The 15,530-nt window shown below is 71.0% G+C and carries 13 protein-coding genes and 1 riboswitch; of the genes, 7 read left to right on the forward strand and 6 right to left on the reverse strand.

The window, feature by feature from the left end; all coding sequences use genetic code 11:
• The first annotated feature begins 55 nt into the window (after positions 1–55).
• A complete protein-coding gene (locus ABZ934_RS05565; RefSeq protein ID WP_361310225.1) occupies positions 56–1,261 on the forward strand; it encodes a serine hydrolase domain-containing protein in 1,206 nt (401 codons plus the stop codon).
• Positions 1,262–1,306: 45 nt separating this feature from the next.
• On the opposite strand, the gene ABZ934_RS05570 is transcribed toward ABZ934_RS05565, so the two are convergent.
• Entirely contained in the window at positions 1,307–2,485 is a 1,179-nt protein-coding gene (locus ABZ934_RS05570; RefSeq protein WP_361308859.1) for a spermidine/putrescine ABC transporter substrate-binding protein, read from the reverse strand.
• A gap of 115 nt (positions 2,486–2,600) precedes the next feature.
• Positions 2,601–4,040: a gamma-aminobutyraldehyde dehydrogenase gene (locus tag ABZ934_RS05575; RefSeq protein WP_361308861.1), complete on the reverse strand. Its 1,440-nt coding sequence runs from the start codon at positions 4,038–4,040 to the stop codon at positions 2,601–2,603.
• Positions 4,041–4,208: 168 nt separating this feature from the next.
• On the opposite strand from ABZ934_RS05575, the gene ABZ934_RS05580 reads away from it, so the two are divergent.
• The 6 genes from ABZ934_RS05580 to ABZ934_RS05605 all read left to right on the forward strand — a co-directional run bounded on the left by ABZ934_RS05580 (position 4,209) and on the right by ABZ934_RS05605 (position 10,210).
• Positions 4,209–4,712 (forward strand): Lrp/AsnC family transcriptional regulator, encoded by a 504-nt coding sequence (locus tag ABZ934_RS05580; RefSeq protein WP_361308863.1) that lies wholly within the window; start codon positions 4,209–4,211, stop codon positions 4,710–4,712.
• A gap of 3 nt (positions 4,713–4,715) precedes the next feature.
• A complete protein-coding gene (locus ABZ934_RS05585) occupies positions 4,716–6,077 on the forward strand; it encodes an aspartate aminotransferase family protein (protein WP_361308865.1) in 1,362 nt (453 codons plus the stop codon).
• A 193-nt stretch (positions 6,078–6,270) separates the two neighbouring features.
• On the forward strand, positions 6,271–7,029 hold the full coding sequence (locus tag ABZ934_RS05590; RefSeq protein WP_361308867.1) for an ATP-binding cassette domain-containing protein: 759 nt from the start codon (positions 6,271–6,273) through the stop codon (positions 7,027–7,029).
• A complete protein-coding gene (locus tag ABZ934_RS05595; RefSeq protein ID WP_361308869.1) occupies positions 7,011–8,093 on the forward strand; it encodes a hypothetical protein in 1,083 nt (360 codons plus the stop codon). The genes ABZ934_RS05590 and ABZ934_RS05595 overlap by 19 nt, the downstream gene beginning before the upstream one ends.
• 26 nt (positions 8,094–8,119) lie before the next feature.
• A complete protein-coding gene (locus tag ABZ934_RS05600) occupies positions 8,120–9,211 on the forward strand; it encodes a Rossmann fold nucleotide-binding protein (RefSeq protein ID WP_361308871.1) in 1,092 nt (363 codons plus the stop codon).
• An 87-nt stretch (positions 9,212–9,298) separates the two neighbouring features.
• Positions 9,299–10,210 (forward strand): hypothetical protein, encoded by a 912-nt coding sequence (locus ABZ934_RS05605; RefSeq protein WP_361308873.1) that lies wholly within the window; start codon positions 9,299–9,301, stop codon positions 10,208–10,210.
• Between the two features lie 16 nt (positions 10,211–10,226).
• On the opposite strand, the gene ABZ934_RS05610 is transcribed toward ABZ934_RS05605, so the two are convergent.
• The 4 genes from ABZ934_RS05610 to rlmN form a co-directional block, all read right to left on the reverse strand.
• Positions 10,227–11,258 carry an ABC transporter ATP-binding protein gene (locus ABZ934_RS05610; RefSeq protein WP_361308875.1) on the reverse strand — a complete coding sequence of 344 codons (1,032 nt, stop codon included), beginning with the start codon at positions 11,256–11,258 and terminating at the stop codon, positions 10,227–10,229.
• Positions 11,258–12,868 carry an iron ABC transporter permease gene (locus ABZ934_RS05615; RefSeq protein WP_361310228.1) on the reverse strand — a complete coding sequence of 537 codons (1,611 nt, stop codon included), beginning with the start codon at positions 12,866–12,868 and terminating at the stop codon, positions 11,258–11,260. The genes ABZ934_RS05610 and ABZ934_RS05615 overlap by 1 nt, the downstream gene beginning before the upstream one ends.
• 83 nt (positions 12,869–12,951) lie before the next feature.
• Positions 12,952–14,049 carry a thiamine ABC transporter substrate-binding protein gene (locus ABZ934_RS05620; RefSeq protein ID WP_361308877.1) on the reverse strand — a complete coding sequence of 366 codons (1,098 nt, stop codon included), beginning with the start codon at positions 14,047–14,049 and terminating at the stop codon, positions 12,952–12,954.
• 86 nt (positions 14,050–14,135) lie between these two features.
• Positions 14,136–14,245, reverse strand: a riboswitch (TPP riboswitch).
• 76 nt (positions 14,246–14,321) lie between these two features.
• Complete coding sequence (rlmN, locus tag ABZ934_RS05625; RefSeq protein WP_361308879.1) at positions 14,322–15,434, reverse strand: 23S rRNA (adenine(2503)-C(2))-methyltransferase RlmN; 1,113 nt, start codon at positions 15,432–15,434, stop codon at positions 14,322–14,324.
• Between the last annotated feature and the right edge of the window lie 96 nt (positions 15,435–15,530).

Raw genomic sequence — 15,530 nt, forward strand, 5'->3', positions numbered from 1 at the left:
GCATTGAGGTCATCGGGGCGGAAGTCGCCCGGATGAGGACGAGGGGGATCCCATGATGAACGCGCGTGCCCGCACTCTGATCGCCGCCACTTTGCTCCTGGGCATCGTGTCCGGCCCGGCGGTGGCCCATGCCGCACCGCTGCCGGCTGCTGCGTCGGGGAAGGCTTCGGCACCGGTCTTCTCCACCGCGCCGGACGGGAAGGCACTGAGGAAGGCACTGGACGGGGTCGGTGCCGGGAGCCAGGATGCGACGGCCGCCCTGGTGCGGGTCGGCGGATCGGGCGGCGGCTGGCAGGGGGTCGCCGGGGTGGCGGATCTCCGCACCGGGCGACCGGCCCTGGAGCAGGGCCGGTTCCGGGCGGGGTCGGTGACCAAGACCTTCACGGCGGCGGTGGTCCTGCAGCTTGCCGCGGAGGGCAGGCTTGACCTCGACAAGCCGGTCCAGCAGTACCTGCCCGGGACCTTCCCCGACCGCTTCCCATCGGTGTCGGTGCGCGAGCTGCTGAACCACACGAGCGGGATCAAGCCGGCCGACGGCCCGGGGGACGCCTTCGAGGCGCAGTGGGACCACCGCTTCGATGTCACCGATCCGCACGACCAGATCGCCGACGCGCTGGCACAAGGCCCGGAGTTCGACCCGGGTTCGGCGCAGCACTACCTGAACATCAACTACACCATCCTGGGTGTGCTCATAGAGAAGCTGACGGGCACGGCGTACGAGGAGCAGGTCGACCGGCGGATCCTGCGTCCGCTGGGGCTGCGCCAGACCTCCTTCCCGGGGCGGACGCAGACCCGGATACAGGGCCCGTACAACCACGGCTACCAGGCGGTGCCGCGTCCGGACGGCTCGACCGAGCTGCGGGACGTGTCGGTGTGGAACAGTTCCGACCGCTGGGCGGCGGGCGACATCATCTCGACCACCGCGGACCTGGAGCGGTTCACGGTGGCCCTGTTCAGCGGCCGGGTCGTGCCGCGGGCGCAGTTGGAGGAGATGTTCACCGTCCCGGCGGTGAAGGACGTCGAGAGCGGTGCGGACGCCGCCCTGACGGCCGGCCTGTCCCGGATCGTGATGCCGGACGGCACGGAGGTGTGGGGCAAGTCGGGCAGCCGCTACGGCTACAGCACCGGGATAGGCGGCACCCGGGACCTCTCCCGGACCCTGGTCTACTCGGTGAACTCCACCGACGCGAAGGGCAAGGAAATGAACCCGGTGGTCCAGAACCTCTTGATGGCGGCCCTCACCCGGCCCCGCTCCTCGTGACCGCCGCCGACGGCGCGACGCGCGGCGGCCGGACCGTGACGCGGCTCAGAGCCCGACGATCGCGTTCCAGCGCTTGGCGAAGGACTGGCGCTCGGTCGAGGAGATGTCCCGCGCCACCACCAGGCGCCGCCGCATCTCGTCGTCCGGGAAGATCAGCGGGTTCGCCGCGAGTTCGGCGGTCTCCTTGTCCTTGGAGGCGGCCAGGACCTCCCGGGCGGCCGGGACCGGGCAGACGTAGTTGACGGCGGCGGCGAGTTTCGCGGCCACCGCCGGGTCGTAGTAATAGTCCACCAGGGCCTCGGCGTTGGCCTTGTGCAGGGCCAGGTTCGGGACCAGCAGGCTCTCCGCCCAGAGTTCGGCGCCTTCCTCCGGGACCACGAACTCGATGTCCGGGTTGTCGGCCCGCAGTTGGACGACGTCACCGGAGTACGCCTGGCAGGCCAGCACGTCGCCCTTGCTCAGGTCGGAAGTGTAGTCGTTGCCGGTGAAGCGGCGGATGTGCTTCTTCTTCACCATGCTCTCGACCCGGTCGCACATCCGGTGGAAGTCGCTTTCCGTCCATCGGGTGACGTCCACGCCGTCACCCTGCATCAACAGGGCGAAGGACTCGTCGAGTCCGGAGAAGAGCGTCACCTTGCCCGCGAGGTCAGGCTGCCACAGGTCCTTGACGGACTTGATCTCCCGCCCCAGCGCCTTGCGGTTGTACGCGATGCCGGTGAGCCCGGACTGCCACGGCACGGTGTGCAGTCGGCCCTCGTCGAAGGCGGGGGAACGCAACTGCGGGTCCAGGTGCCTTGCCACGTTGGACTGCTTCGATCGGTCCATCTTCTGGGCCCAGCCCAGACGGACGAAGCGGGCCGCCATCCAGTCACTGACCACCACCAGGTCGTGACCGGTCTGCTGGTGGTTCATCAGGGCCGGGCTGACCTTGCCGAAGAACTCGTCGTTGTCGTTGATCTCCTCGGTGTACCGGACCTCGATGCCGGTCTTCTCGGAGAAGGCGTCCAGCGTAGGACGGCGCTGTTCGTCCTCGTCGTCGGTGTCGATGTACAGCGGCCAGTTGGAGAAGGCGAGGCTGCGTTCTCCGGCGGAGCGGTCCGGGCCCTCTCGGCGGTCCTCGGGGACGTAGGCGGCGGGCACCCCGCAACCGCTGAGGGCGGCCAGCAGGCCCGCGGCACCGAGTCCGCGCAGCGCGGCGCGGCGGGAGAAGGGGAGTTCAGGCATGCCCAAAGCCTGGGACAAGGCGAAGGGGCGGGCAATAGACAACGTGTCTACTGCCCGCCCCCTCAGCGCTCTGCGCTGATCAGTGCGGGACGGCCGCCGAGGCCGCCGGCGCGGTTCAGCCGTCGAGCGAGGTCATCACGTGCTTGATGCGGGTGTAGTCCTCGAAGCCGTAGGCGGAGAGGTCCTTGCCGTAGCCGGACTTCTTGAAGCCGCCGTGCGGCATCTCGGCGACGAGCGGGATGTGGGTGTTGATCCACACGCAGCCGAAGTCGAGGTTCTTGGACATCCGCATCGCGCGGCCGTGGTTCTTGGTCCACACGGAGGAGGCGAGGGCGAACTCGACGCCGTTCGCGTACTCCAGCGCCTGGGCCTCGTCCGTGAAGGACTGGACGGTGATGACGGGGCCGAAGACCTCGTTCTGGATGATCTCGTCGTCCTGCTTGAGGCCGGAGACCACGGTCGGGGCGTAGAAGTAGCCCTTCTCGCCGACCCGGTGGCCGCCCGCCTCGACCTTGGCGTGGGCGGGGAGGCGCTCGATGAAGCCCGCGACCTGCTTGAGCTGGTTAGGGTTGTTCAGCGGACCGTAGAGCACGTCCTCGTCGTCCGGCTGACCCGTCTTGGTGTCGGCGGCGGCCTTGGCGAGCGCGGCGACGAACTCGTCGTGGATCGACTCGTGCACGAGGACGCGGGTGGCGGCGGTACAGTCCTGGCCCGCGTTGAAGTAGCCGGCGACGGCGATGTCCTCGACGGCCTTGGCGAGGTCTGCGTCCTCGAAGACCACGGCCGGGGCCTTGCCACCGAGCTCCAGGTGGACGCGCTTGACGTCCTTCGAGGCGCTCTCGGCGACCTGCATGCCCGCGCGCACCGAGCCGGTGATGGAGGCCATCGCGGGGGTGGAGTGCTCGACCATGGCCTTGCCGGTCTCGCGGTCGCCACAGACGACGTTGAAGACACCCTTGGGAAGGATCGAGTCGATGATCTCGGCCATCAGGACGGTGGAGGCGGGGGTGGTGTCCGAGGGCTTGAGCACCACGGTGTTGCCGGCGGCGATGGCCGGGGCGAACTTCCACACGGCCATCATCATCGGGTAGTTCCACGGCGCGACCTGGGCGCAGACACCGACCGGCTCACGGCGGATGATCGAGGTCATCCCATCCATGTACTCGCCGGCCGAGCGGCCCTCCAGCAGGCGCGCGGCGCCCGCGAAGAAGCGGATCTGGTCCACCATCGGCGGCAGTTCCTCACTGGCCGTCAGGCCCAGCGGCTTGCCGGTGTTCTCCGACTCGGCGGCCACCAGCTCCTCCGCGCGCGCCTCGAAGGCGTCCGCGATCTTGAGCAGGGCCTTCTGCCGCTCGGAGGGAGTGGTGTCGCGCCAGCCCGGGAAGGCGGCGGCGGCCGCCGCCATGGCCGCGTCCACATCGGCCTGGCCGGAGAGCGGGGCGGTGGCGTACACCTCGCCCGTGGCGGGGTTGACCACATCGGTGGTCCGGCCGTCGGCGGCGTCCTTGAACTCTCCGCCGATGTAGTTGCGCAGACGACGCAGTTCGGTGGTCACTACAGCCACTCTCCTGATCAATGTCCAACGATTGAGACGAATCCCCAGCCTAGCGCGTCTGCTGACGCTTTCGACAGAGCCGGATGCCATGAACTGCGAAATCCGTGCAATCGGAGAGTCAAGACAACGAATTACATCGGTTACGGGTTGCGGAACCGACGACTCCTCGTGCACAGTGAGGTCGTGGTCAGTCGAAGCGCAGATTCCAGGAACAGACAACCGTCCCCTTCGGTCGATGCTGTGTCCCTGGCGATCATCGAGCAACTGCAGGAGGACGGTCGCCGTCCGTACGCGGCGATCGGCAAGGCCGTCGGCCTGTCGGAGGCAGCCGTACGCCAACGCGTACAGAAGCTGCTCGACCAGGGCGTCATGCAGATCGTCGCCGTCACCGACCCGCTCACCGTGGGCCTGCGACGCCAGGCCATGGTCGGCATCAACGTCGAGGGAGACCTCGACCCGGTGGCCGACGCACTGACCTCGATGGCCGAATGCGAGTACGTGGTGATGACCGCGGGCTCCTTCGACCTGATGGTGGAGATCGTCTGCGAGGACGACGATCACCTTCTGGAGACGATCAACAAGAAGATCCGCGCGCTCCCCGGCGTGCGCACAACCGAAAGCTTCGTCTACCTGAAGCTGAAGAAGCAGACCTACATGTGGGGAACCCGATAGCCCGTGAGCCAAGACCTCTCCAAGACCGCGTACGACCACCTGTGGATGCACTTCACCCGCATGTCGTCGTACGAGAACTCCCCCGTCCCCACCATCGTGCGGGGTGAGGGCACCTACATCTTCGACGACAAGGGCAAGCGCTACCTGGACGGTCTCGCCGGACTGTTCGTGGTCAACGCCGGGCACGGCCGCAAGGAACTGGCCGAGGTCGCCTACAAGCAGGCGCAGAAGCTCGCGTTCTTCCCCATCTGGTCGTACGCGCACCCGCAGGCCGTCGAGCTCGCCGAGCGTCTCGCCGGCTACGCCCCCGGCGACCTGAACAAGGTCTTCTTCACCACCGGCGGCGGCGAGGCCGTGGAGACCGCGTGGAAGCTGGCCAAGCAGTACTTCAAGCTGCGGGGCAAGCACACCAAGTACAAGGTCATCTCACGTGCGGTCGCCTACCACGGCACCCCGCAGGGCGCCCTGTCCATCACCGGCCTGCCGGCCCTCAAGGCCCCCTTCGAGCCGCTGGTCCCCGGCGCGCACAAGGTGCCGAACACCAACATCTACCGCGCCCCGATCTACGGTGACGACCCGGAGGCCTTCGGCCGCTGGTGCGCCGACCAGATCGAGCAGGAGATCCTGTTCGAGGGCGCCGACACCGTCGCCGCCGTCTTCCTGGAGCCGGTGCAGAACGCCGGTGGCTGCTTCCCGCCGCCGCCCGGGTACTTCCAGCGGGTTCGCGAGATCTGCGACGAGTACGACGTGCTGCTCGTCTCCGACGAGACGATCTGCGCCTTCGGTCGCCTCGGCACGATGTTCGCCTGTGACAAGTTCGACTACGTGCCGGACATGATCACCTGTGCGAAGGGCATGACCTCGGGCTACTCCCCGATCGGTGCCTGCATCGTCTCGGACCGCATCGCCGAGCCGTTCTACAAGGGTGACAACACCTTCCTGCACGGCTACACCTTCGGCGGCCACCCGGTCTCCTCGGCGGTCGCGCTGGCCAACCTCGACATCTTCGACAAGGAGGGCCTCAACCAGCACGTGCTGGACAACGAGGGCGCCTTCCTGTCGACGCTGCAGAAGCTGCACGACCTGCCGATCGTCGGTGACGTCCGCGGCAACGGCTACTTCTACGGCATCGAGCTCGTCAAGGACAAGGTCACCAAGGAGTCCTTCACGGACGAGGAGACCGAGCGCGTGCTCTACGGCTTCCTCTCCAAGGCTCTCTTCGACAACGGCCTGTACTGCCGTGCCGACGACCGTGGCGACCCGGTCATCCAGCTCGCCCCGCCGCTGATCGCGGACCAGGGCACCTTCGACGAGATCGAAGGCATCCTGCGCTCGGTGCTCACCGAGGCATGGACGAAGCTGTAGGCAGCGCTGCCACCGGCCCCGGCCGGGCAGTAAATAGTCCGAACCACACGGCCCGGATCACCCGTTCGAGTGAGAACGCGGGGGTCCGGGCCGTGTGCTGTCACCATCCGGGACGTTCGTCTCTTTACATCTCCTTGCGGCGCCAGTGACCGATGGGGCTCCGCTTCGTTCCCTCGGACGGAGGTGTACCCATATGGTGGCTCCCACAGACGATGCCCCGCCTGACAATGACGTCCTCTGGGCACGGTCCCTGCACTACTCCCACGACGGCTCGCCCGGCCTCATCGGCGTCTCCGTCGGAGTCCGTCAGGGCGAGATCCTGGCCGTGACCGGCCCGCGCGGCAGCGGCAAGACCACGCTGCTGCGCTGTCTGGCCGGCTCGCTCACGCCGGAGCAGGGCGAGGTCTGGTTCAACAGCGTGCCCGTCCACACCATGGGGACCCTGGCCCGGGAACGGCTGCGCCGCGACCGGTTCGGCTGGATCGGCCCGGAGCCGCACCTGGTGCCCGAACTCAAGGTGTGGGAGAACGTCGCGCTGCCCCTGCTGATCGCGGGCGCCTCGCACCGCGCCGCCAAGCACACCGCCCGCGCATGGCTGGACCGGCTCGACATCGGCGCCTTCGCCCGTAAGCGGCCGAGGGCGCTGACCCGCGCCGAGTCGCAGCGCGTCTCCCTCGCCCGGGCCCTGGTCCACGAGCCCGCGGTGATCTTCGCCGACGAGCCGACGGCCCCACTGCACCGCGCCGAGCGGGCGCTGCTCCTGCGGACGCTGACCACCGCGGCCCGCTCGCACGACGTCACCGTCCTGCTCGCCACCCACGACGAGGAGAGCGCGGCCGTCGCCGACCGCCGTTTCGCCCTGCTCGACGGCCGCCCGGCCGGCGCCGCCGCCGCCGCGTCCGGTTCCGCCGAGACCACAGAGGACCAGGCCGCGTGCTCGCTCTCCGCCTAGTCCGGGGCTCCCGGCCGCTGGTCCAGCTCCGTCGCCTCCTCGTCGCCGCCGCCTCGGCCGGCGCCGGATTCCTGCTCCTCTACGTCCTCGCGGAGGCGACCGCCCGGCCCGCCGGATCGTTCCCTCGGCTGCTGTGGGCGCTGGTCCCGCTCGCCGCCACCGTCCAGTTCGCGGTGGCCGTCGCCCGGACCGACCCCGCGACCCGCCCGCGGGAAGGGATGGACGCCGCAGGGCTCGGCCCCGTACGGCTCACCCTGGCCGCGGCCCTGTCCACCGCCGTCGCCTGCACCCTGGGCAGCGCCCTGGCCCTGGCCGTCTTCCTCCACCTGCGGGGCGAGCTCGCCGGGCTGCCGTTCGACGGGGCCGGCTCCGGGCTCCTGCACGCGCAACAGCCGCTCCCCGTGGCGGCCGCGCTGACCCTGCTGGCGCTCGTCCCGCTGGCCGCCTCCGCCGCGACGGCCCTCGCCCTGCGCCCGCGCCCGCCGCTGGCCGGGCTGCCACCGCAGACGGGGGTGCCGTGGGGGGTCGCGGTGAGCGCGTGCGGGCTCGCCCTCCAGGCGTACGCCGGCCCGGGCAGCCCCGCGCTGCCGGCCGGGTGGGCGCTGATCGCGCTCGGGCTCGCCCTCGCCGGCCCGGGTCTGGCCTACGGCTGCGGGACCCTGGTGCTGGCCTTCCGCCCGGGCGCGCTGCGCCTGCTCGCGGGGCGCGCGCTCCAGGAGGAAGCCCCCCGGCTCGGCCGCCCCCTGGGTGTGCTCTGCGCGGTCGGCGCGGCGGCCCTCACCGCGCCGGCCCTGCGCGAGCGGGGCAGCGTCTTCGCCCCGCTCGGCCCGCTGACCGGGCCCGCCGCGGCGCTCGTGGCGCTGTGCGCGGTCGCGACACTTCTCACATCGGCGGTGGAGTCCCGGCAGGCCCGGGCCGCGACCCGGGCCACCCTGACCGGCCTCGGCGCTCCGGGCGCGGTCCTGCGTACGGCCGCCACGGTGCGGGCTTCCGCGCTGGTGGTGGTGTGCGTACCACTGAGCTGGGGTGTGGCACAGCTGACGTCGCTCGCGCTGACCCGCTGACCCGTGCAGCCCTTAGGGTGGGCCGAATGGTCAACGCAGACATCGAGATCGAGACGCTCGCCGAATTCGACCAGGTCGTCGCCCGGGGGTCACTGAGCGGCTACCGCGTCCAGTCGGTCAACCTGCTGGAGCGGACCTTCGCCCTGCTGTCCGCCGACACCTCGGCCGCCGTCTTCCTGGGCTGCGCGATGGAACCCGACGCCGCGGCGAAGGTGCGCGCCGACGGCGCGCTGGTCTTCCCGCCGGTTCCCGACCTGCCGTTCAACCCGTACCGGAGCCTGCTGTACTCGGCCGACGAGCTGTTCGCCGGGCTGTCGGCGGGCTACGAGGCCACCCCGGACGCGCAGGCGTACGCCTGGTTCCAGGAGACGAAGTCGGACGGCGACGTCTTCTCCTCGATGCTCCGCTCCATCCACGACGACGCCGTCTCCGACGCGCTCGACGAGCACCTGCGTGGTGCCCGGGTGGTCGGCGTGATGGGCGGCCACGCCATGATCCGCGGCGCCGCCGACTACCGGGGCGCGGCCGAACTCGGCCGCACGCTGGCCCGGTCCGGGCTGACCGTGGCCACCGGCGGCGGACCGGGCGCGATGGAAGCGGCCAACCTCGGCGCCTACCTGGCCCCCGCCCCCGACGAGGCCCTCGACGAGGCGCTGGAACTTCTGGCCAAGGCCCCGTCCTTCGTCCCGTCGGTGTCCGACTGGGCGCGGGCCGCCTTCGCCGTGCGGGAGCGCCGGCCCGCGGGCGGCGACTCGGTGGGCATCCCGACCTGGTTCTACGGGCACGAGCCGCCGAACGCGTTCGCGGGCCACATCGCCAAGTACTTCGCGAACGCCACCCGCGAGGACGGGCTGCTCGCGCGGTGTAACGCGGGCGTGGTGTTCCTGCCGGGAGCGGCCGGCACGGTGCAGGAGATCTTCGACGACGCGACGCCGAACTACTACGCCTCGCGGGGCGAGCCGACGCCGATGGTCCTGGTCGACCGGACGCACTGGACGGAGCGGCTGCCCGCCTGGCCCCTGCTCCGGGCGCTGGCGCGCGACCGCGGCATGGAGTCGCGGATCGCGCTGGTCGAGTCGGTGACCGAGGTCCCGGCGGCGCTCACCGCGATGAGCTGAACGGCGCGAGGCAACTTCGCGGGCGCTTCGCACGTCTGCCTTAGGTCACCACACCGCAAAATCTGCCAGACGTGAACGGAGCCCTCGGTGCTCATAGGACTGTTGACCGCCATCGCGGCGTCCCTCTGCTACGGCGCGGGCTCCGTCCTGCAAGCCGTCGGTTCCCGGCGGGCGGCCCGGCTCTCCCCGGCCGACGCGGGGGTGACCGCGCACGGCGGTCCGAACCTGTCCTCGACCGCGAAAGCGGCGATGACCTGGGAGTTCATCGTCGGCACGATCCTCGACTTCGTGGGCTTCGGGCTGGGCGCGCTGGCGGCGCGGCTGCTCCCGCTGTTCCTGTCCCAGACGGTGATCAGCGCCAACCTGGTGATCACGGCCGTGTTGAGCGTGAAGCTGTTGGGCATCCGGCTCTCGCGCAAGGAGTGGACCTCCATCGGGGTCGTCTGCGCGGCGCTGGTCCTGCTGGCGACGGCCGCCGGCCACGAGGGCGGCCACCACGCGGCGATGTCCACGCACTGGTGGCTGTTGGTCGTCACCCTGCTGATCATCGTGGTCGGCACGGTGGCCGTACGGCTGCTCGGCGCGCGGGCCGCGATCCTGGCGGGCCTGCTGTCGGGTCTGGCCTTCGGCGCGCTGGGCATCGGCGTACGGATCCTCGACGGGATCGAGCCGTTCTCGCTCGGCGGGCTCCTCTCCGACCCGGCCCTCTACGCGATCGTCCTCGCGGGCGTCGGCGGCATGTACCTGCACACCGTCGCGCTGCAGATCGGGTCGGTGAACGGGGCCACGGCGGCGCTGGTGGTCGGCGAGACGGTGCTGCCCGGGGCGATCGGCGTGCTCTGGCTGGGCGACGCGTCCCGCCCGGGTCTCGCCTGGTTGGCGGTCCTGGGCTTCGTCCTGGCCGTGACGGGCGCGGTGGCGGTGGCCTGGTACGGCAACCACGACGCCCCCGAACCCGAGTCGGCCGCCGCCCCCGACCCAGTCCCGGCGTCCCGCTGACCGTCGCCGCCACGGTCTACTGCGGCGGCAGGACCACCACTTCCGACGGGGTGAAGGACACCGTCACGCGGTCCCCCACCGCCGGAGCGCCTTCCAGCCCGCACTCGGACTCCAGCACCGGCCCCGCCTCGGGCCGCAGCAGCAGCGCGACGTGCGTCCCCCGGAAGGTGCGGGACAGCACTTCGCAGCGCAGGCCGTCCGCGCCCGGCGTCACCCCGGCCGGGCGGATCAGCAGGTGCTGCGGCCCCTCCGGAGCCCCGGCCGGGACCGGGACCTTGCCCCATTCGGTGGCCGCGACGCCACCCGACACCACCGCCGGGGTCACGTTCTCGAAGCCCAGGAACCGCGCGACGAACTCCGACGCGGGACGCTGCCACACCTCCAGCGGGGTCCCGGCCTGCGCGATCCGCCCGTCCCGCATCACCACCACCCGGTCGGCCAGAGCGAACGCCTCCCCCTGGTCGTGGGTCACGGCCAGCACGGTCGTCCCCAGCCGGGCGAACAGCGCCCGCAGCTCGACCACCAGCCGCTCCCGCAGCCCGCGGTCCAACTGCCCGAGCGGCTCGTCGAGCATCAGCAGCCGCGGGGACGGCGCCAGCGCCCGGGCCAACGCCACCCGCTGCTGCTCGCCCCCGGACAGCGAGGCCACCGCCCGGCCCTGCGCCCCGGGCAGCCCGACCAGCTCCAGCAGCTCCGCGACCCGGGCCCCGTAGGAGCCCCGCCCGCCGCCGCGCATCCGCAGCCCGAACGCGACGTTCCCGCCCACGTCCCGGTGCGGGAACAGTTGGTGGTCCTGGAACATCAGGCCCACCCCGCGCCGGTGCACCGGCACCCCGGCCTGGTCCGCGCCGCCCAGCAGCACCCGCCCCGCGGACACCGGCTGGAGCCCGGCCACCACCCGCAGCAGCGTGGACTTCCCGCTGCCGCTGGGCCCCAGCACGCACACGGTCTCGTGCTCGGCGACCGTGAGGTCCACGGAGTCCAAGGCGTTCACGGCGGCCCGTCCGCCGAAGCGGACCGACACCCCCTCCAGCCGAAGCAACGTCATCAGAACTCTCCCGAGGTCTTGTCGGGCCGCAGTCGCTCCAGCACCAGCAGGGACACCGCGCACACCAGCATCAAGATCGTGCTCAGGGCCATCGCCTGCCCGTAGTTCATCTCGCCCGCCCGCCCCAACAGCCGCGCCACGGCCACCGGCAGCGTCGGACGGTCCGGCCGCGCGATGAAGACCGTCGCCCCGAACTCGCCCAGGGACACCGCGAAGGCGAAGCCGGCCGCGATCAGCAGTGCCCGCCGCACCAGCGGCAGGTCCACCTCCCGCCACGCCCGCCACGGCGACGCCCCGAGCACCGCGGCCGCCTCCCGCAGCCGCCCGTCCACCGCGCGCAGCACCGGCAGCATGGTCCGTACCACGAATGGCACTCCCACCAGCGCCTGCGCGAGCGGCACCAGGATCCACGAGGTCCGCAGGTCCAGCGGCGGCTCGTCCAACGTGATCAGGAATCCGAAGCCGACGGTCACCGCCGACACCCCGAGCGGCAGCATCAGCAGCGCGTCGAAGCCGCGCACGAACCGCCCGCCGCGACGGGAGAGCGCGGCCGCCGCGAGCCCTCCGACGAGCAGCGCGATGGCCGTCGCGGCCAGCGCGTACTCCAGGGAGTTCCCGATCGACTCCAGGGGCGGGACCAGGAACGTCCCCGATCCGACCTCCGCCAGCGCCCGGTAGAAGCCGAGCCCGTAGCCGCCGGGGGCGTCGAGCGAGCGCTCCACCAGCACACCGAGCGGCAGCACGATCAGCAGCGCCACGGTCAGCAGCACCCCGGCCAGCAGCGCGCGCTGCCCGGGCCCGTGCGGCCGGTGCGCGGTCCCCGCGGCGTCCACCAGTCGCAGGGCGGTCTCCCGTCGGCGCACGGTCCGGGCGTGCACGGCCAGGACGAGGCCCATCGCGACGAACTGGACCATGGTGAGCACGGCGGCCGTCGGCAGGTCCAGCAGTTGCGCGGTCTGCCGGTAGACCTCCACCTCCAGGGTGGAGTAGGAGGGGCCGCCCAGGATCTGCACGACGCCGAAGGAGGAGAAGGTGAACAGGAACACCATCAGCGCGGCCGCGGCCACCGCCGGGGCCAGCGCGGGCAGCGTCACCCGCCGCCACGCCGCGATCCGCCCGGCGCCCAGCACCCGCGCGGCCTCCTCCTGGCGTGGGTCGAGCTGCGCCCAGAGCCCGCCGACCGTCCGTACGACGACGGCGTAGTTGAAGAAGACGTGGGCGAGGAGGATGGCCCAGACGGTGGTGTCGAGCCGGATTCCCCACAGTTCGTCCAGCAGCCCGCCCCGGCCGACCAGGGCCAGGAAGGCCGTACCGACCACCACGGTCGGCAGCACGAACGGAACCGTGACCACCGCCCGCACCAGCCCCTTGCCCGGGAAGTCGAAGCGGGCGAAGACGTACGCGCCGGGAAGCGCGATCAGCAGCGTGAGCCCGGTCGAAGCGAGTGCCTGCCAGGTGGTGAACCACAGCACGTCGGCGATGTCGGGCCGGGCGAGCACCTCGCTGATCCGGCCGAACTGCCAACCCTCGTCGGTCTTGAGCCCGCGCCCGACGATCGCGGCGACGGGATAGGCGAAGAACAGCCCGAAGAAGACGAGCGGGACGGCCATCAGGGCGAGCCTGACGGCCATGGCCCGCCCGCGCTCCCGCCCCGCGGCGACGGGAGCGGGGGCCGCGGGAGCGCTCCGGCGTGCTACTTCACGACGAGCGAGGACCATGCCTTGACCCACTGCTCACGGTTCTTGGCGATGACGTCCGGCGCGACGTTCTGCGGCTTGTCGATCACCACTCCGTGCTTCGTGAACACCTCCGGCAGCTTGGCGTCCTTGACCACCGGGTCCACGAACATCTGGAGCGGCATGTCCTCCTGGAACTTCTTGCTCACCAGGAAGTCGAGGAGCGCCTTGCCGCCCGCCTCGTTCTTCGCGCCCTTGAGCAGGCCGGCGAACTCGATCTGGCGGAAGCAGGTGCCGGTGGCGACGCCCGTCGGCGCCTCTGCCGGCTGCGGGTCGGCGTACAGGACCTCGGCCGGCGGGCTGGAGGCGTAGGAGACGACCAGCGGCCGGTCGCCCTTGGCCTTCTTGCCGCCGGCGGAGCCGGAGAACCGCTCGTTGTACGCCTGCTCCCAGCCGTCGACGACCTCGACGCCGTTGGCCTTGAGCTTGCTCCAGTAGTCCTTCCAGCCTTCGTCGCCGTACTTGCCGACGGAGGCGAGGAGGAAGCCGAGGCCGGGCGAGGAGGTCGCGGCGTTCTCGGTGACCAGCAGGTTCTTGTACTCGGGCTTGATCAGGTCGTCCAGCGTTTGCGGCGGGGCGAGCTTCTTGTCCGCGAAATACTGCTTGTCGTAGTTGACGCAGATGTCGCCGGAGTCCACCGGGGTGACCCGGTGCTGCCGGTCCAGGACGTACTCGGGCTTGACGTCGCCGAGGCCCTTGGCCTCGTAGGGCGTGAAGATGCCGTTGTCGAGGGCGCGGGAGAGGAGCGTGTTGTCCACGCCGAAGAAGACGTCGCCGCGCGGCGAGCCCTTGGTGAGGATCTCCTGGTTGAGCGCGGCGCCGGCGTCCCCGGACTTCAGCACCTTGACGGTGTAGCCGCTCTGCTGCTCGAACTCCTTGAGGACCGGCTCGCTCACGGCGAAGGAGTCGTGGGAGACGAGGGTGACGGTCTTGGACTTCGGCGCGTCGCTCGCGCCCGCGGGCTTGTCCTTGGCATCGCCGCCGCAGGCGCTGAGCGTCGTGATGCCCAGCGCGGTCGCGAGCAGGGCGCCCGCGAACTTCTTGGTGGTGCTCACTGGTGAATTCCTCCTGGGATGTCCAGGAGAAGACGCGGCCCTGCCCGGCGCTCCATGCGAGCGGTCGCCGGGCAGGGCGCAACAGCTTGAGTGAATGACCGAACTTCCTACCCCGAATGACCGGGGCGAGGTTCAGAGGGTCTGCGGATGACGGTTACCGCACTCTCAGCGCTGTGGCGCTCCCCTGTCGGAATATGCAATTGGTTCGGCCACAGGGTACCCCGTGGCCGATCCGGCCCCCAGGAGAGTCCGCCGGCGCCGGCGGGGCGCGGTCAGCGCTCGGACGCGGCCAGTTGGCCGCAGGCACCGTCGATCTCCTGGCCGCGGGTGTCGCGTACGGTCACCGGGACGCCGTGCCGGGCGATCGCCTCGACGAACGCCTTCTCGTCCTCGGGCCGCGAGGCGGTCCACTTCGAGCCGGGCGTCGGGTTCAGCGGGATCAGGTTGACGTGGACCCGCTTGCCCTTGAGCAGCCTGCCGAGCAGGTCACCGCGCCACGCCTGGTCGTTGATGTCCCGGATCAGGGCGTACTCGATCGAGACGCGACGGCCGGACTTCTCGGCGTACTCCCAGGCCGCGTCCAGCACCTCGCGCACCTTCCAGCGGGTGTTCACCGGCACCAGGGTGTCGCGCAGCTCGTCGTCGGGCGCGTGCAGCGAGACGGCGAGGCGGCACTTGAAGCCCTCGTCGGCGAAGCGCAGCATGGCCGGGACCAGGCCGACGGTGGAGACGGTGATGCCGCGCTGCGACAGGCCGAGGCCGTCGGGCTCGGGGTCGGTCAGCCGGCGGATCGAGCCGACGACGCGGTTGTAGTTGGCGAGCGGCTCGCCCATGCCCATGAAGACGATGTTCGACAGTCGGGCCGGTCCTCCGGGGACCTCGCCGTCGCGCAGGGCGCGCATGCCGTCGACGATCTGGTGCACGATCTCGGCGGTCGACAGGTTGCGGTCCAGCCCGGCCTGGCCGGTGGCGCAGAACGGACAGTTCATGCCGCAGCCGGCCTGGGAGGAGATGCACATGGTGACCCGGTCGGGGTAGCGCATCAGCACGGACTCCACCAGGGTGCCGTCGTGCAGCTTCCACAGGGTCTTGCGGGTGGTGTCGTCGTCGCAGGAGATGTGCCGCACGACGTTCATCAGGTCGGGCAGCAGCTCCTGTCGGAGCTTCTCCCGCGAGGCCGCCGGGATGTCGGTCCACTCGGCGGGGTCGTGCGCGTACCGCGCGAAGTAGTGCTGTGAGAGCTGCTTGGCCCGGAACGGCTTCTCGCCGATCGCGGCGACCGCCTCGCGGCGTTCGGCCGGGGTCATGTCGGCGAGGTGCCGGGGCGGCTTCTTCGCTCCGCGAGGGGCGACGAAAGTGAGCTCTCCCGGAACGGGGCGGGCCATGGCGGGTACTCCTTGTAAGACGAAGGGCGCGCCGCAGAAGCAGCGCGCCTTTCAAGAGTAACCGCCCGGACCCACCCGAAGCTTTCGCATGTACGT

The sequence above is a fragment of the Streptomyces sp. NPDC046557 genome, from assembly GCF_040645975.1.
Classification (GTDB): Bacteria; Actinomycetota; Actinomycetes; order Streptomycetales; family Streptomycetaceae; genus Streptomyces.

What these genes read in the sequence shown, in the direction of transcription:
- ABZ934_RS05615 (WP_361310228.1), bottom strand. Translation starts at nt 12,868, where the DNA reads ATGGCCGTCCCGCTCGTCTTCTTCGGGCTGTTCTTCGCCTATCCCGTC.
- ABZ934_RS05570 (WP_361308859.1), bottom strand. Translation starts at nt 2,485, where the DNA reads ATGCCTGAACTCCCCTTCTCCCGCCGCGCCGCGCTGCGCGGACTCGGT.
- ABZ934_RS05565 (WP_361310225.1), top strand. Translation starts at nt 56, where the DNA reads ATGAACGCGCGTGCCCGCACTCTGATCGCCGCCACTTTGCTCCTGGGC.
- ABZ934_RS05610 (WP_361308875.1), bottom strand. Translation starts at nt 11,258, where the DNA reads ATGACGTTGCTTCGGCTGGAGGGGGTGTCGGTCCGCTTCGGCGGACGG.
- rlmN (WP_361308879.1), bottom strand. Translation starts at nt 15,434, where the DNA reads ATGGCCCGCCCCGTTCCGGGAGAGCTCACTTTCGTCGCCCCTCGCGGA.
- ABZ934_RS05600 (WP_361308871.1), top strand. Translation starts at nt 8,120, where the DNA reads ATGGTCAACGCAGACATCGAGATCGAGACGCTCGCCGAATTCGACCAG.
- ABZ934_RS05590 (WP_361308867.1), top strand. Translation starts at nt 6,271, where the DNA reads ATGGTGGCTCCCACAGACGATGCCCCGCCTGACAATGACGTCCTCTGG.